The sequence below is a fragment of the Lysinibacillus sp. FSL P2-0066 genome (assembly GCF_037969495.1).
Taxonomy (GTDB): domain Bacteria; phylum Bacillota; class Bacilli; order Bacillales_A; family Planococcaceae; genus Lysinibacillus; species Lysinibacillus boronitolerans.
Map to the genome: position 1 here is coordinate 4,336,375 of NZ_CP150202.1, position 23,974 is coordinate 4,360,348.

The 23,974-nt window shown below is 30.0% G+C and carries 20 protein-coding genes; 5 read left to right on the forward strand and 15 right to left on the reverse strand.

The window, feature by feature from the left end; all coding sequences use genetic code 11:
- Positions 1 to 12 precede the first annotated feature (12 nt).
- The 7 genes from MKZ14_RS21570 to MKZ14_RS21600 form a co-directional block, all read right to left on the reverse strand.
- Positions 13 to 540, reverse strand: coding sequence for a GNAT family protein (locus MKZ14_RS21570; protein ID WP_339280475.1), 528 nt, complete (start codon positions 538 to 540; stop codon positions 13 to 15).
- A 29-nt stretch (positions 541 to 569) separates the two neighbouring features.
- Positions 570 to 1,760, reverse strand: a complete 1,191-nt coding sequence (locus MKZ14_RS21575; RefSeq protein WP_339280476.1) for an ATP-grasp domain-containing protein — start codon at positions 1,758 to 1,760, stop codon at positions 570 to 572.
- A 69-nt stretch (positions 1,761 to 1,829) separates the two neighbouring features.
- Positions 1,830 to 2,741 carry an NAD(P)-dependent oxidoreductase gene (locus MKZ14_RS21580; protein ID WP_339280477.1) on the reverse strand — a complete coding sequence of 304 codons (912 nt, stop codon included), beginning with the start codon at positions 2,739 to 2,741 and terminating at the stop codon, positions 1,830 to 1,832.
- A 169-nt stretch (positions 2,742 to 2,910) separates the two neighbouring features.
- A complete protein-coding gene (locus MKZ14_RS21585) occupies positions 2,911 to 4,485 on the reverse strand; it encodes a class I adenylate-forming enzyme family protein (protein ID WP_339280478.1) in 1,575 nt (524 codons plus the stop codon).
- Between the two features lie 116 nt (positions 4,486 to 4,601).
- On the reverse strand, positions 4,602 to 5,273 hold the full coding sequence (locus tag MKZ14_RS21590; RefSeq protein WP_339280479.1) for a DapH/DapD/GlmU-related protein: 672 nt from the start codon (positions 5,271 to 5,273) through the stop codon (positions 4,602 to 4,604).
- A 28-nt stretch (positions 5,274 to 5,301) separates the two neighbouring features.
- Positions 5,302 to 5,937: a PIG-L deacetylase family protein gene (locus MKZ14_RS21595; protein ID WP_339280480.1), complete on the reverse strand. Its 636-nt coding sequence runs from the start codon at positions 5,935 to 5,937 to the stop codon at positions 5,302 to 5,304.
- Between the two features lie 339 nt (positions 5,938 to 6,276).
- Positions 6,277 to 7,029: a WecB/TagA/CpsF family glycosyltransferase gene (locus MKZ14_RS21600; protein WP_339280481.1), complete on the reverse strand. Its 753-nt coding sequence runs from the start codon at positions 7,027 to 7,029 to the stop codon at positions 6,277 to 6,279.
- Positions 7,030 to 7,135: 106 nt separating this feature from the next.
- On the opposite strand from MKZ14_RS21600, the gene MKZ14_RS21605 reads away from it, so the two are divergent.
- The 4 genes from MKZ14_RS21605 (at position 7,136) to MKZ14_RS21620 (ending at position 12,848) form a co-directional block, all read left to right on the forward strand.
- Complete coding sequence (locus MKZ14_RS21605; protein ID WP_339280482.1) at positions 7,136 to 8,413, forward strand: nucleotide sugar dehydrogenase; 1,278 nt, start codon at positions 7,136 to 7,138, stop codon at positions 8,411 to 8,413.
- Between the two features lie 74 nt (positions 8,414 to 8,487).
- On the forward strand, positions 8,488 to 9,636 hold the full coding sequence (locus MKZ14_RS21610; RefSeq protein ID WP_339280483.1) for a hypothetical protein: 1,149 nt from the start codon (positions 8,488 to 8,490) through the stop codon (positions 9,634 to 9,636).
- 131 nt (positions 9,637 to 9,767) lie between these two features.
- Positions 9,768 to 11,042: an MFS transporter gene (locus tag MKZ14_RS21615; RefSeq protein WP_339280484.1), complete on the forward strand. Its 1,275-nt coding sequence runs from the start codon at positions 9,768 to 9,770 to the stop codon at positions 11,040 to 11,042.
- A gap of 451 nt (positions 11,043 to 11,493) precedes the next feature.
- Positions 11,494 to 12,848 (forward strand): IS3 family transposase gene (locus MKZ14_RS21620; protein ID WP_339280485.1). Its coding sequence is split into 2 segments (ribosomal slippage): positions 11,494 to 11,962 and positions 11,962 to 12,848, totalling 1,356 coding nucleotides; the frame shifts between segments, so codons are not numbered across the junction.
- Positions 12,849 to 13,489: 641 nt separating this feature from the next.
- On the opposite strand, the gene MKZ14_RS21625 is transcribed toward MKZ14_RS21620, so the two are convergent.
- The 8 genes from MKZ14_RS21625 to MKZ14_RS21660 all read right to left on the reverse strand — a co-directional run bounded on the left by MKZ14_RS21625 (position 13,490) and on the right by MKZ14_RS21660 (position 22,549).
- Positions 13,490 to 13,798, reverse strand: coding sequence for an S-layer homology domain-containing protein (locus tag MKZ14_RS21625; RefSeq protein ID WP_339280486.1), 309 nt, complete (start codon positions 13,796 to 13,798; stop codon positions 13,490 to 13,492).
- A 316-nt stretch (positions 13,799 to 14,114) separates the two neighbouring features.
- Complete coding sequence (locus MKZ14_RS21630) at positions 14,115 to 16,175, reverse strand: TniQ family protein (protein WP_339280487.1); 2,061 nt, start codon at positions 16,173 to 16,175, stop codon at positions 14,115 to 14,117.
- A 31-nt stretch (positions 16,176 to 16,206) separates the two neighbouring features.
- The gene (locus MKZ14_RS21635) at positions 16,207 to 17,994 is read right to left on the reverse strand and encodes a TniQ family protein (RefSeq protein WP_339280488.1); all 1,788 of its coding nucleotides are present in this window, start codon (positions 17,992 to 17,994) and stop codon (positions 16,207 to 16,209) included.
- A gap of 66 nt (positions 17,995 to 18,060) precedes the next feature.
- Complete coding sequence (locus tag MKZ14_RS21640; protein ID WP_339280489.1) at positions 18,061 to 18,963, reverse strand: TniB family NTP-binding protein; 903 nt, start codon at positions 18,961 to 18,963, stop codon at positions 18,061 to 18,063.
- Positions 18,964 to 18,975: 12 nt separating this feature from the next.
- Complete coding sequence (locus tag MKZ14_RS21645) at positions 18,976 to 20,562, reverse strand: Mu transposase C-terminal domain-containing protein (RefSeq protein ID WP_339280490.1); 1,587 nt, start codon at positions 20,560 to 20,562, stop codon at positions 18,976 to 18,978.
- A gap of 191 nt (positions 20,563 to 20,753) precedes the next feature.
- Positions 20,754 to 21,059, reverse strand: coding sequence for a hypothetical protein (locus tag MKZ14_RS21650; protein ID WP_339280491.1), 306 nt, complete (start codon positions 21,057 to 21,059; stop codon positions 20,754 to 20,756).
- Positions 21,049 to 21,810 carry a hypothetical protein gene (locus MKZ14_RS21655; protein ID WP_339280492.1) on the reverse strand — a complete coding sequence of 254 codons (762 nt, stop codon included), beginning with the start codon at positions 21,808 to 21,810 and terminating at the stop codon, positions 21,049 to 21,051. Before MKZ14_RS21655 ends, MKZ14_RS21650 begins: the two co-directional genes overlap by 11 nt.
- A 403-nt stretch (positions 21,811 to 22,213) precedes the next feature.
- Positions 22,214 to 22,549, reverse strand: coding sequence for an XRE family transcriptional regulator (locus MKZ14_RS21660; protein WP_339280493.1), 336 nt, complete (start codon positions 22,547 to 22,549; stop codon positions 22,214 to 22,216).
- 486 nt (positions 22,550 to 23,035) lie between these two features.
- Here MKZ14_RS21660 and MKZ14_RS21665 point away from each other — a divergent pair, with 486 nt between their 5' ends.
- A complete protein-coding gene (locus MKZ14_RS21665) occupies positions 23,036 to 23,518 on the forward strand; it encodes a DUF2798 domain-containing protein (protein ID WP_279493414.1) in 483 nt (160 codons plus the stop codon).
- Positions 23,519 to 23,974: the final 456 nt, after the last annotated feature.

Consider the following 23,974-nt stretch of genomic DNA (forward strand, 5'->3'; position numbering starts at 1 on the left):
AGTAAAAAGGAATTAGTTTTTATTTAGCCACTCATCTCTTAAAATACTCATTATCCATACACTCCAAAATTTATTCTCAACTTTTATCGAATTTCTTAGTAATCCTTCTTTTATAAATCCAGATCTTTCATAACATAAAATTGCCTGTTTATTGAAATCGAAAACACCCAGACTTACTCTTTGTAAGTCAAACTTTTTAAAAGCAATTTCTAATGCAGCATTTACAATCAACTGACCAATTCCCTTCCCTCGGGATTGGTCTTCACCAATTAATACTTTTCCAACTCTTGCCGATTTATTTTTCCTATCAATTTGTCCTAAAGAAATATGACCAATAACATCCCCAGTTTCATTTATTGCTTTGTAAACAAAGGTATCTGAATTTTCCTTATTTGCCTTTTCTATATACCTTTCCAATTGATCTTTGTCTAAAGGGAAATTAAACACAGAACCTGACCACTGAATTAAGAATTCTGGTGAATTAATCCAATGAATAAGTTGTTTAAAATCCGAAGGATTGAAATATTCCAATTTAATCATTTATTAAACACTCCTTTTATAGATTTAATTCATACCCAAATCGTATTATCTTCCATATAATTATTAACTATAGTAATTCTTTGTTTGATCTGTTGTTCTGTTTCCCCCTCGACATATACAACTGCGTAATCCTTTGGACTTGAATTTGCATTTGTGTAGAGCTGCCCCTCTAATCCATTTCTTTTATAATCAATCACCCAGTCAAAAGGTAAATGCTTTGGATAAGAACTAAGTATTCCATCTTTAGGTTGAAATAGATAGTTTCCGATCAGCTTTTCACCAATAACTTTAGATGGAAGCGGATCGCTAATGCCTATCTGACTTCTAGAGATAATTCGATCAAAATCTACATTGTATGCTTTATGAAGCAATTCAGGAATGCTGCCACCGCCAGTTCGACTAGCAATTTCACATAGAAGGAGTTCATCATCCTTTGTAAGAAAAATTTCTGCGTGTATAGAAGTCTTATTAGGAGTTGGTAATACTTTTAATACTTTGGATACATAATTAGACAAACGAACGCTTAATTGATCTTTCGAATCTAAAAGAATGTGACCAACTCCTTCAGATTCATTAAATGATAAACAAGAATTAATATAAGCAAATGAACAGGAGAATTTCAACTCACCGTCTATTACCAATCCATCTAAATGATATATTTCTCCATCAATATACTTTTCAACTAAAATATCATACCAGTTATTAAGTTTCATCCAAGATAATAAATCATTTTGATTATAAATAACCTTCACATCTTTACCATTCATACCCATTAATGGTTTAACTACAATTGGGAAACCATATTCCTCTGTAAATTCGTAAAGATCAATTGGATCCTTAATTAATTTAAATGGGGCAGTGGTTATACCTCCACTATTTAAAATACTTTTCATTATATACTTGTTTCTAAAAGCTAATGCGCTTTCATATGATTGTCCTTCAATATTTAAATAAGATCTTAATCTTCCAGCCCTTAACAAGTCTCCTTCTTCCAGTGATATTATTTTTGAAAAACCCATTTCTTTATAAATACGCACAGCTTCCCAATCAACTTCTCCATTCCACATGAAGTTTTCAAAAGTATTTGTATATTGACACTGAGTGAAAGATTCTGTCGAATTTGGATGACCTAACATATATAGTTCATCATCAATTTCACTGAACCATTCTTCATAATCTTTTTGTTTCTTTGATAAACGATTTAATATTAAGATTGCCATCTAACGCACCTCATTATTAATTATAATTTTATAAAATAAAATATTTTCCCAATAATTGTTTTTAAAAAATTAACCCTTATACACACCCTTCATCCAATCAATTGTTAAAGGTATACCTTCAAGTAGAGATACAGTACTTTTATAACCTAAATCTCTCTTCGCTTTGTCATTATCTATTTTTTTTATTTTTGTAGTTAAAGTTTCATTTTCCTTATAAGTTATTAAAGAATCTGATTTACCCAGATATTTAAGTACAATATCAGAAGCCTCTTTAATATTATGTAATTCATCACTTCCAATATTATATACTTCTCCAGCTTTAAAATTTTTTATGATGTTAGTAAGCGCCTCAATGCAATCATCTATATACGTACTAGATCTAAAATGATTAGTATAGACAGTGTAAGGCATATTATGTAGCGCTCTATAACAGAAAATACAGATAACACTTCTATAATCGCTATAGTATTCTCCTGGTCCATAGGTATTAAATAACCTAACAATAACTGTTTCTGTTTTATTTAATTGAATAGAAGTTTTAATTTGTAGTTCGTTAACCCACTTAGACATTGCATAATCATTCATTTGATGTATTACTTCTTTATTTAATACATCCTCAGACATTTTTTTAGTATAATCACCATATACTTCTGAACTACTAAAATGAATTAATCTAAAACCATACTTTTCTTGACAACGTATAATATTTTTAGTACCTACTGCATTTGATAACCATACCTTTTCGTAGAAATCTTCTCCATTCCACCTGCCAAACTCTGCTGCTAAATTATATACATAGTCAAAATTATGTCTTTGAAAAATGGATTCTAATTGCCTATACATTGAAATATCACACCTAAAATATTTTGGGTCATTATTGTGTGGAAGGTCCAATATATAAACTTCATGTCCTTTTGCTCTCAATTTTTTTACTAGAAGGGATCCAACAGTCCCTAACCCACCTGTAACCAATATTTTCAATCTATATCATCCTCTCTCTAGATACCGTTTGATACTTTAATATCAAATTTAAAAACATTCCGAATAAACTAAAATTTAAATATGTAAATTTGGTTTGAAATATATCTTAAGCGGAATACAAACACATATTAATTATCTTGGACTTAGTTAACTATAAAAAATATGAGAACTAAAGAATTTCCTTAAATAGTTGATTGTTCAATTGATTTTTCAATTCTATTTTATTTATTTTTCCTACCGCAGTCTTGGGTAAATTTGTAAGGAATACTATTTTATCGGGAATTTTATATTCTGCAAGTCTATCTTTAATAAAGTTTTTAAATTCAATTTCTTTTCCATAAACACCTTTTTTTAATCTTATAGCTGCACAAGTAATTTCACCTAACACTATATCGTCTATACCGATTACTGCTACCTCCAAAATATCATTATGTGTGTAAAATTGATCCTCGATTTCTGTGGGGTTTATATTATAACCTCCCCTAATGATTAAATCTTTCTTTCTACCAGTAATTCTTATATTCCCGCCTTCGTCTATTTGGCCTATATCCCCAGTAATATACCAACCATCGTCTGTAAACATTGTTATAGTTTGATTTGGCATTTTTAAATATCCTTTCATTATTCCTGGGCTCTTAACCAATATTTCTCCAATTTCCCCCAATCCTAAATCTAGTCTTGTATTTATATCTATTATTCTAAAACGGACTCCTGGAACTGGTTTACCCATTGTATTAAATTTAACTTCATCGCTATCATTTAATCTAACTTGTGCTAAGCACGTAGATGTTTCAGTCATTCCATAAGAACTCAATACCTCAAAACCCAACATTTTTCTTATATTACAAATTAAATTACTAGGTATTTTAGATCCAGCTGTAATACCTATACGTAAAGAATCAAGATTATAATCTTTTAGAGTACTGTTATTTATTTCTAGTATAAACATAGTAGGAACAGCATGATGTACTGTGACTACTTCTTTCTCTATCATTTGAAATACGTTTTCTGGTTTATATTTTTCCATAAGAACAATTTTCGCACCAGCAGCAATGGGAACTAGAATACATTGATGTAATCCAAATATGTGATATCCCGGTAATGGACACAATACTGTATCTTCTGGAGTAAGATCAAGTAATCCAATACTAACTTCACACATATGAATTAAATTTCCATGAGTTAGTATTACTCCTTTAGGTAAACCAGTCGAACCAGAAGTATACATAATTACACAGTCATCGTTGTAGCATACTTTAGGTAACAATATTTCATTTGAATGCTTTCGATTGAGAAGCTCTTTATAAGAAATAGAGTCTTTATTTTCAAACCTTACTGAAATTAAATACTTTATAAGAGTATTGTTTTGTTTGTACTTATGAAAATTATCCCATAGATTATTTTTCTCGAATTCCTTTGCTATAAAAGCAACTTTTATTTCAGCATTTGTTAAGTAATAATGTAGTTCTGTTTTAGAATTAATATTAAGTGGTACAATGACAGCTCCAACTTTTGTTATAGCAAACGATATTACAACAAATTCATGCCAATTAGGGAGACAGATAGCAATTCTATCTCCTTTTTTAACACCCATTTCAATTAAATTAAAAGCAAGTATACTACTTTCTTCATCGAGTTCTTTATAGGTTATTCTACGATAACCATCATAAATTACTTCTCTCTTAGAGAGTTTATTGCTATTGATTTGTAATAATTGTGAAACGTTGTTTATAGTAGTACTCAAAATTTCACCCTCTTTTAATATTAAACAAATTTTATTGACTTACTTGGTTTTTAAGCAAAAAAAATTGCATAAAATTTGATAAAAAGTATTCTATATTATTAGATATTAATTTGACTTTAATCCTTAATTCTCGCAGGATTGCCTATCACTACTTTTCCATCAGGAACACTTTTTGTAACAACTGAACCTGCCCCTACTACTGAATTTTGACCAATAATTATATGAGGCAATAAAGTTGCTCCAGCGCCTATTTTTGCTCCTTTCCGAATATATGGACCTACAACATTTTTAGGATTATATTCTTCTTTTCCAAAAGTATTATCGCTTGCTGTTGCTACTTGATCACTTATAAATACATTATCCTCAACTATCATATCTGTTAATCTACACCCATCCATAATTCTAACATTATTTCCTATTTTTGTACTATGATTAATACTTACATGTCTACCAACTACGCAATAATCCCCTATTACAGAATCTTCTCTAATACTGCAATGATCTCCCAATAGTGAATTTTCTCCTATGTCTGCTCCCGCATATAAAATAACACCAGGACATAAAACAGAGTTTTTCCCTATTCTTAAAGTTTGATATTCTTTTTTTAATTTTCTATATTGTTGTCCCGGAATTGTTGGTTTTCGCCCTACAACACAGCCTTCAAATATTTCTACATTATCACCTATTTTTGTGTTCGGATATATTACAACAAAATCATGTATCACTACATTTTCTCCAATGTTAACATTCTCATGAATTAGTGCATTTTCACTTATTTTTGAACTCAAAATTACTCACTCCTTAAAAATTTATCGGTCATTCTAATTTAAATTGTATAGGATGAAAAGCTTCTGCATAATCAACTTTTCGAGAATGACCCCAAAATTGATTTCTAGAAATATTAGCTTGAAATAATTTATTAAATCTATTATGTTGCTTTTCATAACACTCTAAGGCATTTATTTTTTGTGAAATGTAATCACTAATATCAACAAAAAAAACAGGATAGTAAGCGGTAGACAATGTATACATATTACTTTGATATGCCAAGATATTAGGACAATGTCTAGCTGCCGTTTCTGAAATTCTTGAAGCTTCGACATGATCCTGATTTTTATCATCTTTAAAATGTATGATTGTGGTATCAATTTTTAAAGAAGAAATTATTTCTTCTACTCTTTGCATAGTTTCTTTTGTATATATTAACTCTCCACATTTTGAGGGCTGATAGCTGGTGATTTCATTAATTCCAAGTATTCTGCAAGCGTCAGAACTAGAGTTTTTACTAGATTGATAATCAACATCTATACCCATTTTCCCTGAAATTGTAACATTATCTGTTAATGTTAACTTATAAACATTTTTTCCTTCACTTGCCATTTTAGCAGCAAATCCTCCTGCTCCCAATTCACAATCATCGAAATGAGCACCAATTATTAATATATTATCCAACCTTGCACATTCTCCTTTTTATAATTTTAGATTTTAGAAAACTAATTAGGGGTGTATAGTACTTCAATAGTTGAAATATTTTACCCTTTATTACAAATTGTTACACCCCAATAATATAACAGTACTATTCTAAATTTTTCAACATTTTTTTACATTTTATTAAAACTAGTTATTTAGACAACTTGAAATGCGAACTAATTCTTCTTCTATGTATATTTTTTATTTGTATGATTTTTAGGGATTTCTTCTAATTTCAATACATAAATTCTAAATTCTTTATTAAAAAAACAAAAGACACCATGACTAAACTTTGGAAGCCTTTTGTTAAAAGTATTTAATCTAATTTCCTTTTTTAATAATTGCTCTATAGAAAAATTTAGGTAATGCTAATTGTCTTCGCCACCTTGATTTTTGCCCTTTACCCGCTGGAACTACAATCAAACGGAACAACCACTCTAGTTTTAACCTTTTCCAAATAAGAGGAGTTGGTTTTACCTTCCCAGATATAACATCTAAACTTCCCCCTACACCAAAGACGACCTTTACATTTGAAAGTTGTTGTTTATACTTAAAAATCCATTTATCAGAATATGGTGATCCTAAAGCAATTACTAATAAATTAGGTTTTGTTTTTTGAATTTCTTTTAAAATTTGAATTTCTTCTGACTCATTAAAAAAGCCGTGATGTCTACCTGAAATTTTTATATTTGGATATATATTCTTAATAGTCTCTACAGCTTTATAACTTGTTGATTCATCTGTTCCAAGAAAATAAAAACTCCATCCAAAATGATTACCTTTTTCTAGAAGTTTTAAAAGCAATTCATAACCAGTTACTCTTTCTTTTATAGGATCACCAATCCTTTTAGATGCAATAACAATACCTTCTCCATCAGGAGTAATCATATCTGCATCTAAAATTATTTTCTTCAATAATTCATCCTTTTCTGAATTAATAGCTATTTCTGGATTAACTGTTACAAGATGCAGTAATTTATCATCTTGTTCAATATGATCTGTTAGAAAAGTCGTTGTTTCATTTAGGGTTAATTTAGAAAACGGGATATCTAAAATATTTACTGTTTCATTCATAATTTTAAGTCCACCTTCTATTATTTAATAACATTACTAATAATTGTAATGTAAATTCAAATAATATACAATTCTGATATACTAATTTGTTAGAGGAGGTAAATGTGTGAAAATTTGCACAATAGGATTGGGTTATATCGGTTTACCAACATCAATAATGTTTGCTAAACAAAACATGGAAGTAGTAGGGGTTGATATAAAGTCTGATGTAATAGAATTACTTAATTTTGGACAGAGTCCTATTATGGAACCTGGACTACAAGATGCGATAAAAGAGACTATAAATAAAGGAACATTTAGAGCTTCTGGAGTACCTGAAAGAGCAGACGCATTTATTATTTCAGTTCCCACACCAAATAATAATGATCAATATAAGTCTTTAGATATATCCTTTATTTTAAAAGCTCTCGATTCTATTATTCCATACTTGGAAAAGGGGAATTTACTAATAATAGAGTCAACAATAGCACCAAAAACAATGGAGGATTTCGTGAAACCCATAATCGAAGCTGAAGGATTCACCATAGGCATTGATCTATTTTTAGTACACTGTCCTGAACGTGTATTACCTGGAAACATTTTATATGAATTGATCTACAATGAACGAGTAATTGGCGGCGTAACACCAGAGTGCACTGAAGCAGGTGCAAAGTTATATAGTACTTTTGTTAAGGGGAAAATAATAAAAACAAATTCTAGGACAGCAGAAATGGTAAAAATCGCAGAAAATACCTACAGAGATGTAAATATTGCGCTAGTCAATGAATTAACTGAGGCGTGCAATGCTCTAGATACTGATGTATTGGATGTAATTAATATAGCAAATAGACATCCAAGAGTAAATCTCCATATGCCTGGCCCAGGAGTAGGTGGACACTGCATTCCAGTGGACCCTAATTTTCTTATTTCTAAAACTCCAGAAAACACTCAACTAATACAATTGTCAAGAAGAATTAATGATTCTATGCCGATTTATGTTTTAAATAGTATAAAAAAGCTAATGAAGCAGATAAATGGGAAAATCGTGACTTTGTTCGGAATAACTTTTAAAGGGAATGTAGATGATATACGAAATAGTCCAGCAATAGAAATTTTTAATATATTAAAAATGGAGGGAGATTTTGAAGTTAGAGTATATGACCCCTATGTATTAAACGATATAGTAGAGAAAAACATTGAGTCTGCTATTTCAAATTCTGATTTAGTTGTTATTTTATCAAACCATGAAGATTTCAAAATAATTAATTCAGAAAAATTAAACATTATGAATAATCCAAGAGTATTCGATACAGTAAATGTTGTTGCTAATAAAAATGATAGTTTTATATACATTAATTATGGAAATCTCTATCAACATTTAAATAAAGTAGTTGTTCCTTTTTAATCTTTTATGTTATTTTTATACAAATCAGAATCAGTATAGGGTAATTAGAAAAATACAAGAGGAGATATGTTAAATTGATTGAGGAAAAAACAATTTCAAAAATATTTTGTTCAAAAGAAGTTACAAAACTAGAGAATAGTCCTCTTTTACGTAATGATGAACATTTATTTACGTTCTCGCCTTTTATAGGTACTGAAATGTATTATAAGCAACCATCATTTGCTTATGGATATAAAATTCAAGAATGCTTTAGAGATGTATACCCAAATAATTTGATAAATCCTACAGCAATTCCGTTCCAAACCTTAGTAAGTCTTCATAGTTTTGAAAAAATAGATAATTCATCGATAATTTATAATTTTATTAGATATTACCTTATTAATGAAAAAAATTTAAATAAGGAGAAAATATTTATTGTATTACCTGAAATTATTGAAATACAAAATTTATTTAAAGATTTTAAAAATAAGATAATTGTTCCTCAAGATAATTTTAGATGCAAACTTCCCTTGGAGGGCGAACATTTTTATATTAAAGTTGCTTATCATTATTTAAATGGATTTATAAGTCTTGCAAATTTTGTAATTGTTAATATATCCAACAAATCATTCCAGCTAGATAGTGTGATATTTCCTGAGAGAATTAATATGATCTTTGAATCTAAAAAATATCTTTATTTACAAAATAAATATCAATTTATTCTAAATGAAGTATTGAAATTAGGAATTACAGATCCAGAAATACAACACTTCCTTATTGGTAATCTAATTGCATCAGTTAAATTATTATCTATTACAAATAATATCTCATCTAAAAAACATGGCTCTACCATAAGAAGACTATTAAAAAAGGTATATTTCGAATGCAACATTCAAAATATTACGTTATCATCTAATATCGGAAATATAATAGATAGTATTATTCAACATTTAGAAATTCAAAATGCTAGTCCGATTAAAGAAATTATCCTATATGATTATAACAATTTCTTATTATCTTATTCAAAATATCAAAAAAAAATTGAAAACAAATTAAATTCTATAAAAGTATTGAATGATAATGCTATTGAAAAATTGTATTCAACTTATGGTGTTGATAAAAGAGTGATTATTTCTTTAGCGCAAAACAAGGGAATAAAAGTGATTGATAATAATGAGGAAGATGATTTACAACTAACATATAATTTTGATATTAGTAAGAATAGATTTAATAAACCTTTGTAAAATTATAAGTATAATTAATTATATTTTTTAACTAATAGGCTTTTAAGACATCTCTCTTGGATTTTGTTGTAAGAGAACTAATAGAAAAAGGGCTTTTTTTATGCAAATATCGATAGAAGGGTGAACTAGATTTGAGTAAAATAAATAATAAGATTTCTAATAAAACAACTTGGATTGTAATTGCTCTATTATTTTTTTTAACAGTAATTAGTAACGCAGATAAGGCAGTTATCGGATTCGCATCAATATCAATTATTCAAGAATTAGAATTAACCCCTGAACAATGGGGGCTTGTTGGGAGTTCCTTCTTTTTTTTATACTCTCTTTCCGCTATCTTAGTGGGAATACTTGCTGATAAGATTGGAATTAAAAAGGTCATTGCTGGTATGGCTACAGTTTGGGCAATCATACAATTTTCGACTATTTTTATCTCAAATTATGGATATTTATTAGTTACTAGGATTATCTTGGGTGCAGGAGAGGGACCTTCCTATTCTTTAGCAATGACAGCTGCTTCAAAATATCTTCCAAAAGAAAAACTCGGAATTGGTTTAACTTTAGTTTCAGTTGGAGGACCACTTGGCGTAGCGATATCTGCACCTTTTTTGATACATCTGATATCAAACTATGGTTGGCGCACAGCATTTATCGCTACTGGAATTGTTGGTGTCATCTGGATTATTCCCTGGTTAATAATCGTGAAGGAGGAAAAGGTTTCAAAAAGAGATCTCTCAATTACAAATATAGATTCAATAGATGCACAAATTAGTCTTGAGACAAAATTCGCTTCAGTCCTATTTTCAAAAAACTTTCTTTTAATTGCATTTTGCGGTTTTGCAACTTATTGGTCTTTCACAATCGGACTTAATTGGCTTCCAAACTACCTTGAGAATATCCGAAATATAAGTTCAAAACAACTTAGCATTTTTGTCTCACTGCCCTGGATTATGATTACATTCTCTCAAATCTTTTTCTCTAGCCTATCTGATTACCTTTATAATAAAACACAAAATTTTGTAAAGTCTAGGGTTTATATACTTGGACCCGTAATGGTCGCTGGGGGTGCTAGCTATTTCTTAGGTACTCTTGTAAGTTCGAATTATCTAGTGATTTCTTTACTCTCTTTGGGCTTAACATTTGGATGTATTACCTTGGTACTTGGACCTGCCTTACTAGTCGACTTAGTTACAAAAGAACATCAAGGAAAAATACAAGGATGGTTTATGGCGTTTACTTCTCTTGGTGGAATTGTTGGTCCATACTTTACAGGTTTATTAATACAGAAATCATCAAGCCCAATAACAGGTTTTCACTCTTCATTTCATGTGTGCGCAATTATCCTCCTTGTCTCTGGGGGGCTTGTATGGTTTGGAGTGCGCCCCAAAAAGATAATATGTAAGGATTGATTTGTTTAAATTATACTAAACAGAGGGAATCTACATATTATACTTAGAGTATCTGTGAAAATAATTTATTTTCTAGATAACCTTCCTTTTTGGAACTTACACATTAGCATTAATTAGAAGATCAATTTATTGATCTAGAAAGCCAAACATCACTAGAATTAGAATAAAATTCTTAAAATTTATTGTATGTATCTTATTATATTAGTTCTATACAGAATCGATGGAAAGTACATTCTTTACACAAGACAAACATTAATTTTAATATAAATATCCACAAAGAATTATATCTACCGACAGAAAATGTTATTTATATCCAATTCGACTGTTCTATACGTCTTCCGTACCTTCTGTTCTTACTCTTTGAAACATGAAAACACCCCTTAGATTTATATAATCTTGAACTGCTCCCCAATTGTTAGACACATCTAACAATTGGAGGAGCAGTTTTTATATGGCTAAATATACATCAGAAGAAAAATTACAAGCAGTTCTACGCTACATAGAAGGTAAAGAAAGTTCACATGAAATTGCTAGATTAATTGGAACAGATCACAAAGCGATTCTTAATTGGGTGAAACAATATGAGTATAACGGCGTAGAAGCGTTTATAAAACGATATACAAATTATTCGGCACAGTTTAAACTAGACGTACTAAACTATATGATTGAAAACGGTACGTCCTTACTTGAAACGGCAGCTATCTTTAATATAGCTACTCCTTCTACACTTCGTTTTTGGAAAAAACAATTTGAAACAAAAGGATTCGATGCCCTTCAATCAAAGAAAAAGGGGCGTCCATCCATGAAAAAAGAAACAAATAAACAACCAAAACAAGCACCAGTAGAAGGCTCACCAGAAGCACTTCAAGCAGAAATCAATCGTCTACGTATGGAAAACGAATATTTAAAAAAGTTAAACGCCTTAGTTCAAGCCAAGGAAAAATCACCAAAGAAGACAAAGTAAACGTCATCTATGAATTAAGGCATAAATACTCGGTGAAGGCGCTTGTAGCGTTCGCAGAAATTCCACGTAGCACGTACTATGATTTAGTAAAGAAGATGAATCGTCCCGATCCAGATGCCGAGTTAAAGGCCGAAATTCAAGAAATCTATAAGGAACATGAAGGCCGTTATGGCTATCGTCGCATTCGTGATGAGCTAGCGAATCGTGGGCAAAAAGTGAATCATAAGAAAGTGCAACGCCTGATGAAAGCGCTAGGCTTAAAGTGCATCGTTCGTATGAAAAAATATAAGTCATATAAAGGGACAGTTGGTAAAATTGCGCCTAACATTTTAGATCGCAATTTTACAGCAAAAGCGCCTAATGAGAAATGGGTAACAGATATTACAGAGTTTAAGTTAATTGGTGAAAAGCTTTATTTATCGCCTGTTTTAGACTTATTTAATGGCGAAATTATTACGTATACAATTGGCTCTAGACCTACATATTCGTTAGTTTCAGAGATGGTAGAAAAGGCTTTAGAGCGGTTGCCAGAAGAACACCAGCTCCTCATGCATTCCGATCAAGGCTGGCATTATCAAATGAAACAATATCGCCACGCCCTTCAATCAAGAGGGATTGTGCAAAGTATGTCGCGTAAAGGCAACTGTTACGACAATTCTGTCATGGAGAATTTCTTTGGCATCATGAAGTCAGAATTTCTCTATTTAAAGGAATTTAAAAGTGTCGAGCATTTTAAAAAGGAACTGGAAAACTATATAAACTATTACAACACGAAACGTATGAAGGCAAAATTAAAAATGAGTCCAGTGCAGTACCGAACTCATTTTACCCAAGCTGTCTAAACGAAATAACCGTGTCTAACTTTTAGGGGTCACTTCATCTTCGGGGTGTTTCTTTGTAATAACCATAAATGCCATTTTTAAAAATACTCCCCTCTATTATATTTAAATGTTAAAAATAAATATTTAGAGTACTAATTCATATGACGTAAAAATCAAAACACTGATACAACGGCGGTTGTACTGTATAAATGATAATCTTCAGATGTCACAACATCTCTTATGTCTCATATTTCATTAAAAGACTAAAGAATAGGATGCTTCTATACACAAAGTCTATTGATTAAAATCAAATCTTTTTAAGGATTAACTATATCTCTTAAAGTCTTTGTATAATCGATAAATGACCGACATAATTTCTGTTTATAAATATATAAGTAATTCAGTCATCTTTATTATTTTTTGTATTAAAAGTTTTATCATTCTCTATATTAGCTATTATATTTTTTATCAATGAAGAGATCCCTTTATACTCTCCACTGGAACTAGTCGAAGTCTTTTTAGAAACTCCTAAAAACTCACTTAACATTGTGTAATCAACCCTACCATATCTTACTTTGGTACAGGTCTCCTTATCTTACTAGGTATCACTGGCGACTGTTAATTTCATACTCCAACAACTTCTTTACATATACCTTGGCTTGTTAAGAAGGCGGCTCAATATTACCGCCTATCATGATACCGCTGGAAATGATTTTTTGCACTGCCTCAGTAGCCCATTTCAACACTTCTTTCGAATTGTTGAACTGTACTGAGTGTTTTTCAGGAACATTGGAAACAGCTCTGCTATCATATTCAATCACTTTCGAAAGGATAGCCGCTAGTTCTGCCTCATTTGGACGGAAGCTTCCATCCTCATACCCGTTCACAAATCCTGCTTCTATTGCAGAGGAAACCGCCATTTCATACCATTGACCCTCAATATCGGATAATTCTGTGGTATTCGCCGGCACCGGTATACCTATGCCCTGACAAACAGAGCTACGGTCTCTGCACGCGTTAACTGGGCATTCTTTAGCGGTTTACTAAATCTTTTAAAGTCTTATCGTATAATCGATAAATTACAGATATAATTTCCTCATCTATTTCAACAACTAGTTCAACTAGTTGTTCGTCTTCAACGTGTTCCGTATCCTTATCTTTTTTATCGCACCTTCTTTAAATAAATATAAGAACTGTTTATATTTCATCACATGTAAATGGCTCCTTATTAAGTAGGTCTAGGATAAATTAATTGAACGAAATAAAGATCAAGTTGTTACCATGTTTCTATTTTTTATTGTTTGTATTACAGCTTTTATCATTCTCTAAATCAGCTAATATATTTTTTATCAATGAAGAGATTCCTTTATACACTCCACTAGAGCTAGTCAATGTCTTTTTGGCAACTCCCAAAAACTCACTTAAAAGAAAGTAGTCAACCCTACCATATTGTTTATAAATCTGAATTATAGTTTTTTCTAAATTTCTTTTTTTTATTAATTTTTGTTCAGTTTTACTTTCTTTTACTGAATTAGAAATAAACCTAGCTATCACTGGATATTTTTTTATAACTTTTTCTGTTACTCCAATATTTTTATATACTTCATGTACTAAAATAGGTTCTTCATTTGCTTTTTTATTTATAATATATTCATTTATTTTTTGGAAAATGATTGCCTTTTCTTCATTCTCCTTTTTTAATTTATTCTTTAGTTTTTCCTCATTTATATTTTTTCTTAGCTTATGATATCGCAAAGTGTTTTCTGTTATATCTAAACTAGCTGCTACTTCTTTTACAGATATCTCCATATTGTTTTCAACTAAATGCATAATCACCCTGTTCACTTCATTTTTTAATTGTATTCTTTTTTGTATATTTGTTGTTCGTAAATTTTCCTCTAAGTATATATATTGTTGTACCTTGTGATGCCAATAATAATAGTAGGTTGATAAAACATCCCACCCAAAAAGTTTTGTTGCTTGTAAAGTTAGCTGTTCATTTCTTTTCCAAAAGGATTTTAATAAAGAAAATTTGTCTATCAAATTACTACCGCTTACTTCTTTTACTCTATCTTCCGGATTTAAATTATTATTATGAAATGGATTAAAGCGGTATATATATCCCATATAGAAATATAAAATATCGGAATTTATTTTCAGTCGATGAATTATTTCTTTTTCAGAAAAGCCCAAAACAATTGAGTTATTAATTTCTCTTAATAAGCCCTTGGAAATATTTGCATCTTCCCATTTTGATAGCTCTTTACTAAAACCTACCCTTATCCAACAATCTGTACACACACATATTTGATGATAGAAGTGTGCTTTAGGCACATATTTATCTTTGGAAAATTTCATATCTATCATTTTATAAGGTGTATTGTAAGATTTACACCATTCTGATTTACAATCAACAACCTGAATTTTCTTATCCTTTGCTTTACTTATTAATCTTCTCATAAAAGATATTGGAACTTCTAAACACAAGAAATTGCCCATTTCAATGTCTAATTCTCTCAAAGTATTTAGTATAAATCCTAATCGTAAAGTGTCATTAGATTTGTTTCTTACAAGCTCTAATAATCTTTTCGCTTGTGAAGGTGCAAAAAAGGGATGTTTCTTATAATTTATACTTCCTGTATTCGGAGTTGTTAAATATAATAATAAAATTGCTATTTTTCGATGAATGGATTGAGGCATTTTTTGATTGTTACTATTTATATAATTTACAAATGTAGATATACTGTGCCAGTCTCTATATATCCGTAATTGCTTGTCTATCAAGTTATAATTCTGAGAAGGTTTATCTATAGTTTTATACAACAGTTCACCACAAGCGCTACAATTTAGATGTTCTAAAAGTGCCTTTTTTACATAAGATTGTTCGCATCCACATCTATAACATTTTGATTCTATTTTAGTTAAATGTTTATTGCATATATGTATCTCTTTAACTTGCCATAAAAATTGAAATGCTCCATTCTCCTTTAAACAACTTCTACAAAATCGTCGATGTTTAAGCTCAATCTCCTTCCCAAAAACCATTTTTCCGGCTGCTCCCGGATAAAAAAAGCTAACTATTGGCTCAAATGAATGTAATACCAATTCGTTAGCTTTGATATTTAATAAAATTGCTAAGTCGTTTAAATGTACAATATCTGTAGGGAATAAGTCGAACTTATAAATGAAATTCCTATCAACTTTATATGGTCCTTGTTTCTTTACTAGTTGCCATATTTCAGAGATGTTGGTGACCCCATTTAGATTGGCTGTTCTAACGATATAACTTGATAAAGATTCCCCCTCTATCAATTTAGGCCTAATAGTAAATGTTCTTCTAACCTTCATTCAAACTCCCCTTCCAAATTTAATATTATATTTAGAAACTTTTTGGTTCTTTATGAGTACCTAATTTATCTGCTATAAACCTAGTTAATTCCTTATCCTTTTTCCATAAAACCGATCTCCTAATTCCTAAGTATTCATATAATTCACTCGAGGAAATATTTTCTGAACACGTTTCACTTAAATATAGTTCTACCTTATCTTTTATTTCCTTTCTCAAGTGATATAACCTAAATTCTCTCTGCTTCCATTTCATTTCTGCTATATATTCATTCCCTCTCCAATTACGGATTGTTTCAGGAGAGACCTTTAATTTAGTACTTACACTCTTTATTGTTATATCTTCATTCGTCTCAAATAAATTTTTTACAGTATTCTTCACTAATAATAATTGTGAGTTATTGTTCGAATAATCTTTTGTTTTAGAATAACCTTCTTTACTGTGTAATTCATTCATTACATCTACGTGATATCTGTAAACTAAAAACTCATTGTAGCTTTCCCATATGTTCCAATGTCTAATTTCCTTTAACCCTATTCCTTCCCTAATTCCATTAAGGATATTTTTTAATTTATTAATATCCATCATAAATTCCTTAGAAAAACAACAATCATTAAATTGGTTCCTACTTATGAAATAACATATACACCTTTTTACTTTATCAATAGACATTTTTAAAGTAGCAGCAAGACTTTTTAAATTGCTTCTTGATGTATCAACAGTAATCAATTCATTGTATGCGTGAATAAAATATGTTCGTTCTACAAGTTGATCATCCACATTTAATGCATATTCACAGCCACACTTAGTACAAAGAAGGTAATACTTTAATTCTGTCCCATCTTTTTTCTTTTTCTTGCTGGTCCCAGTTTTAACTAAAGATCCTAATTTCCCGAAAGAAGAACACCAAGAAGCCATACATGAAACATAATCAACTTTCTTTTTAGTTTGGAGTTTTGTCATAAATATATTCGGAACTCTTAGTTTAAGTAATTGCTCCAAGCTATAGTTTTGTTCTTTTAAAATATTCAATACAATACCCAAGTGTAAATTTTTCCTACATCCATTTGTACCTCTTACATGCTGAAGCAAAATAGATAATGAAGTATGTTTGTTCAAGTTTCTAGTAACTAACGCTCTATCTAAATCCAATTTAAATCCATTCAATAAATACAATAAATTAAGTGGTACCTGATTAGTATGATTTGACTGAACCTTATCTCCCCATAAATACTCCCAAGACTTTATTAAATGGGTGTTTATTTCTACAAGTACTTTTTTATCAAGTATAGTTTTGCAATTTTTTAAAGCAAAATTACAATGGGGGCAGAAACCCATTATACATACTTCCTTAAATAGAATATCTTTATTGCAATTATGACAACTATCTATAAGAAATTTATTATGTTTTAAACAGCAATTTACTCCTTCTACTTTCCATAAAAACCTATAATAATTACTTTCCCTTAGACAATCTGGACAATAATATAGCTTTTTCCTAATTAAATCTGTAAAACTTCGTACTCTGGAGAAATTTTTATCAGTAAATTTTTTTATCACTTTTAAAAACGTTTTATTAAGCAGTGTCGTTTTATCTAAATTATTTATCTCTGCTATTTTTCCAATATCAAGAATATTTAACGGATAAAAATCAATTAAATCTATATCATTTTTTTGTAGATAATGTGAAGTGCTGATATTAAAGCCAGAACAAAATTTTAAAACATCGATACCATTAGCATTAGCTAACCTAATTAGTAAACTAGATAATAATTCATCCTCATAAGGTCTAACTCTTATTGTTAAGAATTTGTGCTTCAATAATAACCTCTCCAAAAGTTTTTAACACAATTATTCCCTTTTGGGATAGGTATATACTTCCCTTTTTTAATGTTTTTCATCTAGAATATCATCAATAAAATCTCCCTGTATTATTTTATACGCTTCATCCAGTGCATATGGCGATAAGATGGCCTTATCGAAGTCATTGAATGACTCTTGAAAAACTCCTAGCAAATCATATGCTTCCTGTATAATAGGAACTAAATAACCTACTTTTCCTTTACTTTGAAAATGTAGTATTTGAGGTAGCCCTGTTTTTAAGTCTCCTAGGCCAATTTTCTTTGGAAATTTCAATTGTTCTTCTATCTTATTTAAAAATAAACAAAATTCTTCATTACATTCTGTAAAACGATTAATAGACCGTGGACGATATCTTGATTTATACTGTTCATCTAAAGTTCTTAATTCTGCTGCTTCAGGGGTACCCATTAAAACTAATGTAACATTCGTTTTATTGGCCATATGTTTTATGGCGTCCATAGCTGAATTTTTATTAATACCAGAGGTCTGTATATTATTTACTTCATCTATAATGACCATTTTCACTTTTTGCCTATCTATTAAGTGATAAGCACGAACCTTCAAATCATTTATCTTAGGTACACCACCTAAGCGTGGAGAGCCTAACCCGTATAACAGTTCATGATAAAACTCTAATAAGGTAAATGGGTGGGGGGCTTCCATATAAATCACTGGTGTAATTTCAACTTCTGTACCGTCTTCTTCGGTTAAAGTATATCTTGTGTATCTTTGAATATAGTTCTCCGCCATTTTAGTTTTACCCACATTTGACGGTCCTGTAATAAATAGATGTCTAGTTTTTCCTATCCTTTTAATATGAGAATCCATCACTTTATATATTGACTCAGCATTAGGAAGATCCACATTTATATTTAAGACTCTATCAGCAAACTCCGAAAAAGAATTAGTTGTCGAGTTAGATGCCATTTTCCCACTCCCTTAATTTTCATCTGAGCTTTCATTAAAAATTTTTACTGCATTAGCCATAAGTTGTTCATAGGTAAGTTTATTGTCCTTATTAACTTTTTCTTTTTGATTTATATTAGTTTTAGTTACCTCAACATCCCATTCCATTCTGTCCAATTGTTGTCTCATTTTTCTATTAGTTTTATACATTTTCTCAATATCTTTTTGAAGAGCAGCTTTTGCCTGAAGAATTTGTTCATCTGTAGCAATTTTGTTCCTTCTTAATTCGCCCTTGTCTCTTAAATACTTCAACAACAATTTATAAGTATAAGCATTCATCCCTTGGACAGTTTCATAAGGAGGATTAACAATATTGACCCTTACAAAGTTATCTTCATTTGGAGGTTTAATATATATGTAAGATATATCATCAATATCATACTTGACTCTATACTTTACCTCTCTTTTATCTATAAGATGTGATAATGAATTATCTTTATAGATACGGTTATCAATCCGAACACCGTCCCTCGTATACGGTTTATATAATGTTGGTAATAAGGAAATCTTAAATAATTCTTCATCTTCTGTTTCTATAAAATCAGGTAGCCCGCTTTTCTTTAACCCTTCATGAAAACGCGCCATTGGTGAATTACAATCTAATGGCAACCCTGTATGCTTTTGAAAATGATAAATATCTGTTATATACTTCGTTAGAATTTCTCTTATATTACCAATAGTCAATAAAGCATTTTCTGATGAATCATACTCTCCCTTGTGGAAAATATTACTTTTAGTTGTACCCTGTAAATTGTGTAGAACTTGAGTATTAAATGTACCAATCAATCTTTCAATAGTTCCCCCATATCTAGGCGTTGCAATTGGACGAAACCTAATATTCGATTTTAAAGTTTCATTCACTAACCGCTTAATAGCAAGATTATGAAATTCTGGACCGTTATCAAATTGTATATTGTGTGGAATACCAAAAATCTCCCAATCATTAAAAGTTCCATATTGCTCCTTCGTATTTTTAAATAGAGCTCCTTGCTGAATTGCTTTTCTAACTCTATTAGCAGAAGGGGGCTCAAATGAGATATACATACACCAAACCATCCTTGAATATACATCTATACCTAATGTTATCCACGGTCTCCCTGTTATTGCACCATTTTTTTCGTCAATAACCTCTATATCCATACGGGTATGATCAATTTCTACTAGATGAAGTGGATAAAGTGCTTCATTATTGGCAAAACCTCTATTTACTTCTTCATACTTATTTATTGACTTTGTTCCGAACCTCATTCTTTCAACTACTTTAGGTGAGATTCTTTCAAATATTTTATACATAGTCTCTGATTTTATAGGTGGAACTCCATTCATCGAACATTTTATATTAATTAAATCAATAATTTTCGCTTTACTTTTACGGTGAAGTGTCAAGTAATCACTTTCAATTACTTCTTTAATTATTGGTATATATTCATCACTCAAACGAATTTGAATTTGATCTAGTATCATCTCTGGGTGTTTTGGGTGATTGATTATTAAGGTTTTATTATCATTTCGAAATTTATAACCTGTTCCTGCATTTGATATTAATCCTTCGTCACCCAATGACGGATTCTCATGCGCAACTTTACGGTAATTTGATAAATATCTTTTTATTGTTCTGTCTGACACAGAGTATTTTATTGCTATTCTCTTTATTATTATTTCCTGTTTTATTTTCCCTGGATTCTCATTTTCATTTAATAAGTCATTATAGTTCTCAAGAAACTCTACATAAGATGGATAGTGATTTTGTTTTAAATTTTTAGTACCAACAAAGGTCTAATAATTTTTAAGCGTTTTGATACTTCTTCTCTTTTCTTTTCATCTAAAGAATCTAAAATCGATAAATAAATATTATTGTCTTTTTCAATAGACTTTTTGATTGACTTTTCTGCATGAAAAGACGGATTTGTTATTAACTCAAAATAATTAATGGATATTGCATCTCCACTATTATTTTTCCTTTTTAAAGTAATGATAGGTGGATCAATTGCCAAAATTATATATGTCATACCATAATAATTTACTTCTCCATTTAATTTCAGCTCACTAATAATCAAATAACTCACCATCCAAATTAAGATATGGTAGTAGCTGTTCATTTAGCTTTTTTAACTTAACTTCACTATACTGATCAATCTCATTTGTAATCTTGATTTGTAAAACTCCTGTGGCTATAAGATGGTGGATTACTGGAATTACTAGTAGTGGGTTAACTTTAGGTGCAAAACTAGAGGCAAGTTCATCTATTGTTACAACCTCCATATATTCTACTCGATAAATTATTTCAGGTATCCATTCATCGAATCGCTTTCGCTTACGAATGGCTCCTTGTAAAAATTTAATATTATACAATATCTCTTGTGGTAGTTTCTTCGGATAAATAACTCTATATTTCCATTGCTTTTTAGCTGCGTATTCTTGACATATTTTATTTATAAAATCATGTTTTTTACTTTCCTGTGGATTCTCTTTGATTTGAAATAATGTTGGTTTAGATCCAATACCAAATACCAACACATCGGGAATATGAGTCCAGCTTTTTCTATCCCCTTCTTTTGAAAGATGAGGAATATTAATTTCTACTGGTTGTACATAATATCGCTCCACTTCTCTAGCTAGTTCTAAGAAAAAGTAAAATAAACATTCTCCAATTGATTCATACTCAATTGTCCTCCCCATCTTATTACTGTAAAAAGAGCCAGTAATATGATGTATTTTCCAACTTAATTTATTGCTAACTTTTCTCTTTGGAAAATACTCAATTTCATTCTCTTTCCAAATCCCATTTAGTACACCTTTATCAAACATAGGACCTCCAGTATATTTATTTCACCATGTATTACCATTAATTGTATAACTTCTACTAAATTTGAATAAAAGGAGTAATAAGTTTATAATAATCCATTTTTATAATATTTAAAATATTCAAAATTAAAAATCCATTTTTGATTTATCGTTTGATGTAACTAAACTAATATATACGAGTGTGTGATGCTAAAACTAAGTAAAATCGAATAAAAACCATGTATTCCTCTTGTTTCTATAATTTTAGACTTACTGTAGGTACCTTCATAATTAATTTATCTCTTCAATAGTATTTGTATAAACCATTTTCAATCTTGACAATCCATATGCGATTCATTTTGTCCAGTTTTAACTTTCTTAAAATATATGAGTTTTTTCAAAACTACCTTATTAACTACATACACAATCATTTCGTCTGCTCTTTTAGTCCAAGATAATCATTAATAGCAAACAATAAAGAATCCAACTCTCTCTTCGAGCGTCGATTAGAAATACTACCAAGCAATTTAACAGTTAACTGATTTTCCATAATTACTTCTGACTTAACCAATTCTTTTGTTTTGATTCCCATTATCTTCGCAATCTGTTCGATACGCTTTGGTTGTAGAATACGTTCTCCTTTTAACATATACTCTACATGGAATAAACTTACACCTAATTGTTCAGCTAACCATACAAATGATTTCTCTTCACTCTCTAACCATTTAATTACTTTGCCTATTACTAAATCGTTAGTTTTCATACATACTCCCGCCTTCCCATAAACTTGTTATATTTATCTTTATCCATAAAAATGTGTGCATCTTAACTAAATTCCAATGGATTAAGTTAGTCGCCTTTTAATATTTCTACTAATTCATTCAAGTACTTTCAAAGTAATTTTGAAATTCCCTCATTTTATCAAGGAACATTATCAAGGAACAACCGGGTTATCAAAGAAGTGATTCCTTTAGACAAACTGAGGTACTGACATATTGTTTGAAAATATAAGTTATAACCTCTTCTTACTATCATTTTTTTCAATATATATTCTTTTGATTAATCAGAAAATCTTTCTCAGTGAAATTGTTGCATTGCAGAAACTAACTAAACTTCAGCTCTTTTCATTTTTTCATTTTGTGTAGTAAAGATATATTTAAATTCCACAAAAGAACTTCACAAAATTGTCACTTACGAAATATTTCTAATATCTATATACTAACTCAAGTAACGGAAGGAGTGTTGACATATGCCAACTACTAGAAAAGAAAGTCTCTATTTTGGATTAATAATGTGTTTTGGAATGGTACTTTTTATGACTTTTTATAATTTTTATCTTAATGATACATTTGGGCATATATCATTGTTAGGCGGAATTACTGATTTTTTAATAGGCTTTATTGTTGCTATAATTCTTGACTTGTATCTAGTAGGACCTATAGCTAAAAAAATAGCTTTCAAATTAACAGCAAATACATCAAATGTTCTATTTAAGGTTCTAACAATATCTACATGCATGGTTATTGGAATGGCTTTTTTTATGTCCATCTATGGTTTGTTAACAAGTTATCTTCACAATGGTTTGTATTCCAATTCGGTTCTCAATCAATTCCTTTCTGTATTTGGTAGGAATTTTATTGTAGCCTTGCCTTTGCAAATTATTATTATTGGTCCAATTGTACGCTTCCTATTTACTAAGTTTATAAAAACTTCTCAAAATAACTTAGTATAAAAAAATTAAGTTGAGCCAGCTATAATAGTTAAATTCAACAATTGAGATTTATTCTTTTGGGTTACTTTTTACTGAATAAGTTTTCGAGAGTATAAAGATCAATGCAACCACATAAATTCTTCAAACAAAATCTCAAGGTAAGAAAACTACCCAACCTTACTTAAATTAGTATTCTTTTTATTTTCAAATTTGATTCTACTTGAAAGCCATTATTGTAAAAGGGTTATAGTTGAAATAATTTTATAGCCAATCGTAAAAACTGTAGTTTGATACAAAACAAGATTTAATTTTCTCCTCATGCCTAAGCTAAACACCTAGAGACAATCAGTTTAAAATCATAACTTAATATACGGTTCATAGGAATTTATTTCTTAATTAAAATAGGTGAACATATATAAAATTATTAAAAATAGCACATAAGATATAATGTTCCAGTTCATAATGAGTTTCTTTTAT

Bases quoted from the DNA above. Each gene is read 5' to 3' on its own strand.
- MKZ14_RS21570 (WP_339280475.1), bottom strand. From the start codon at position 540: ATGATTAAATTGGAATATTTCAATCCTTCGGATTTTAAACAACTTATT.
- MKZ14_RS21575 (WP_339280476.1), bottom strand. From the start codon at position 1,760: ATGGCAATCTTAATATTAAATCGTTTATCAAAGAAACAAAAAGATTAT.
- MKZ14_RS21600 (WP_339280481.1), bottom strand. From the start codon at position 7,029: ATGAATGAAACAGTAAATATTTTAGATATCCCGTTTTCTAAATTAACC.
- MKZ14_RS21630 (WP_339280487.1), bottom strand. From the start codon at position 16,175: ATGAAGGTTAGAAGAACATTTACTATTAGGCCTAAATTGATAGAGGGG.
- MKZ14_RS21640 (WP_339280489.1), bottom strand. From the start codon at position 18,963: ATGGCATCTAACTCGACAACTAATTCTTTTTCGGAGTTTGCTGATAGA.
- MKZ14_RS21655 (WP_339280492.1), bottom strand. From the start codon at position 21,810: ATGTTTGATAAAGGTGTACTAAATGGGATTTGGAAAGAGAATGAAATT.
- MKZ14_RS21660 (WP_339280493.1), bottom strand. From the start codon at position 22,549: ATGAAAACTAACGATTTAGTAATAGGCAAAGTAATTAAATGGTTAGAG.
- MKZ14_RS21665 (WP_279493414.1), top strand. From the start codon at position 23,036: ATGCCAACTACTAGAAAAGAAAGTCTCTATTTTGGATTAATAATGTGT.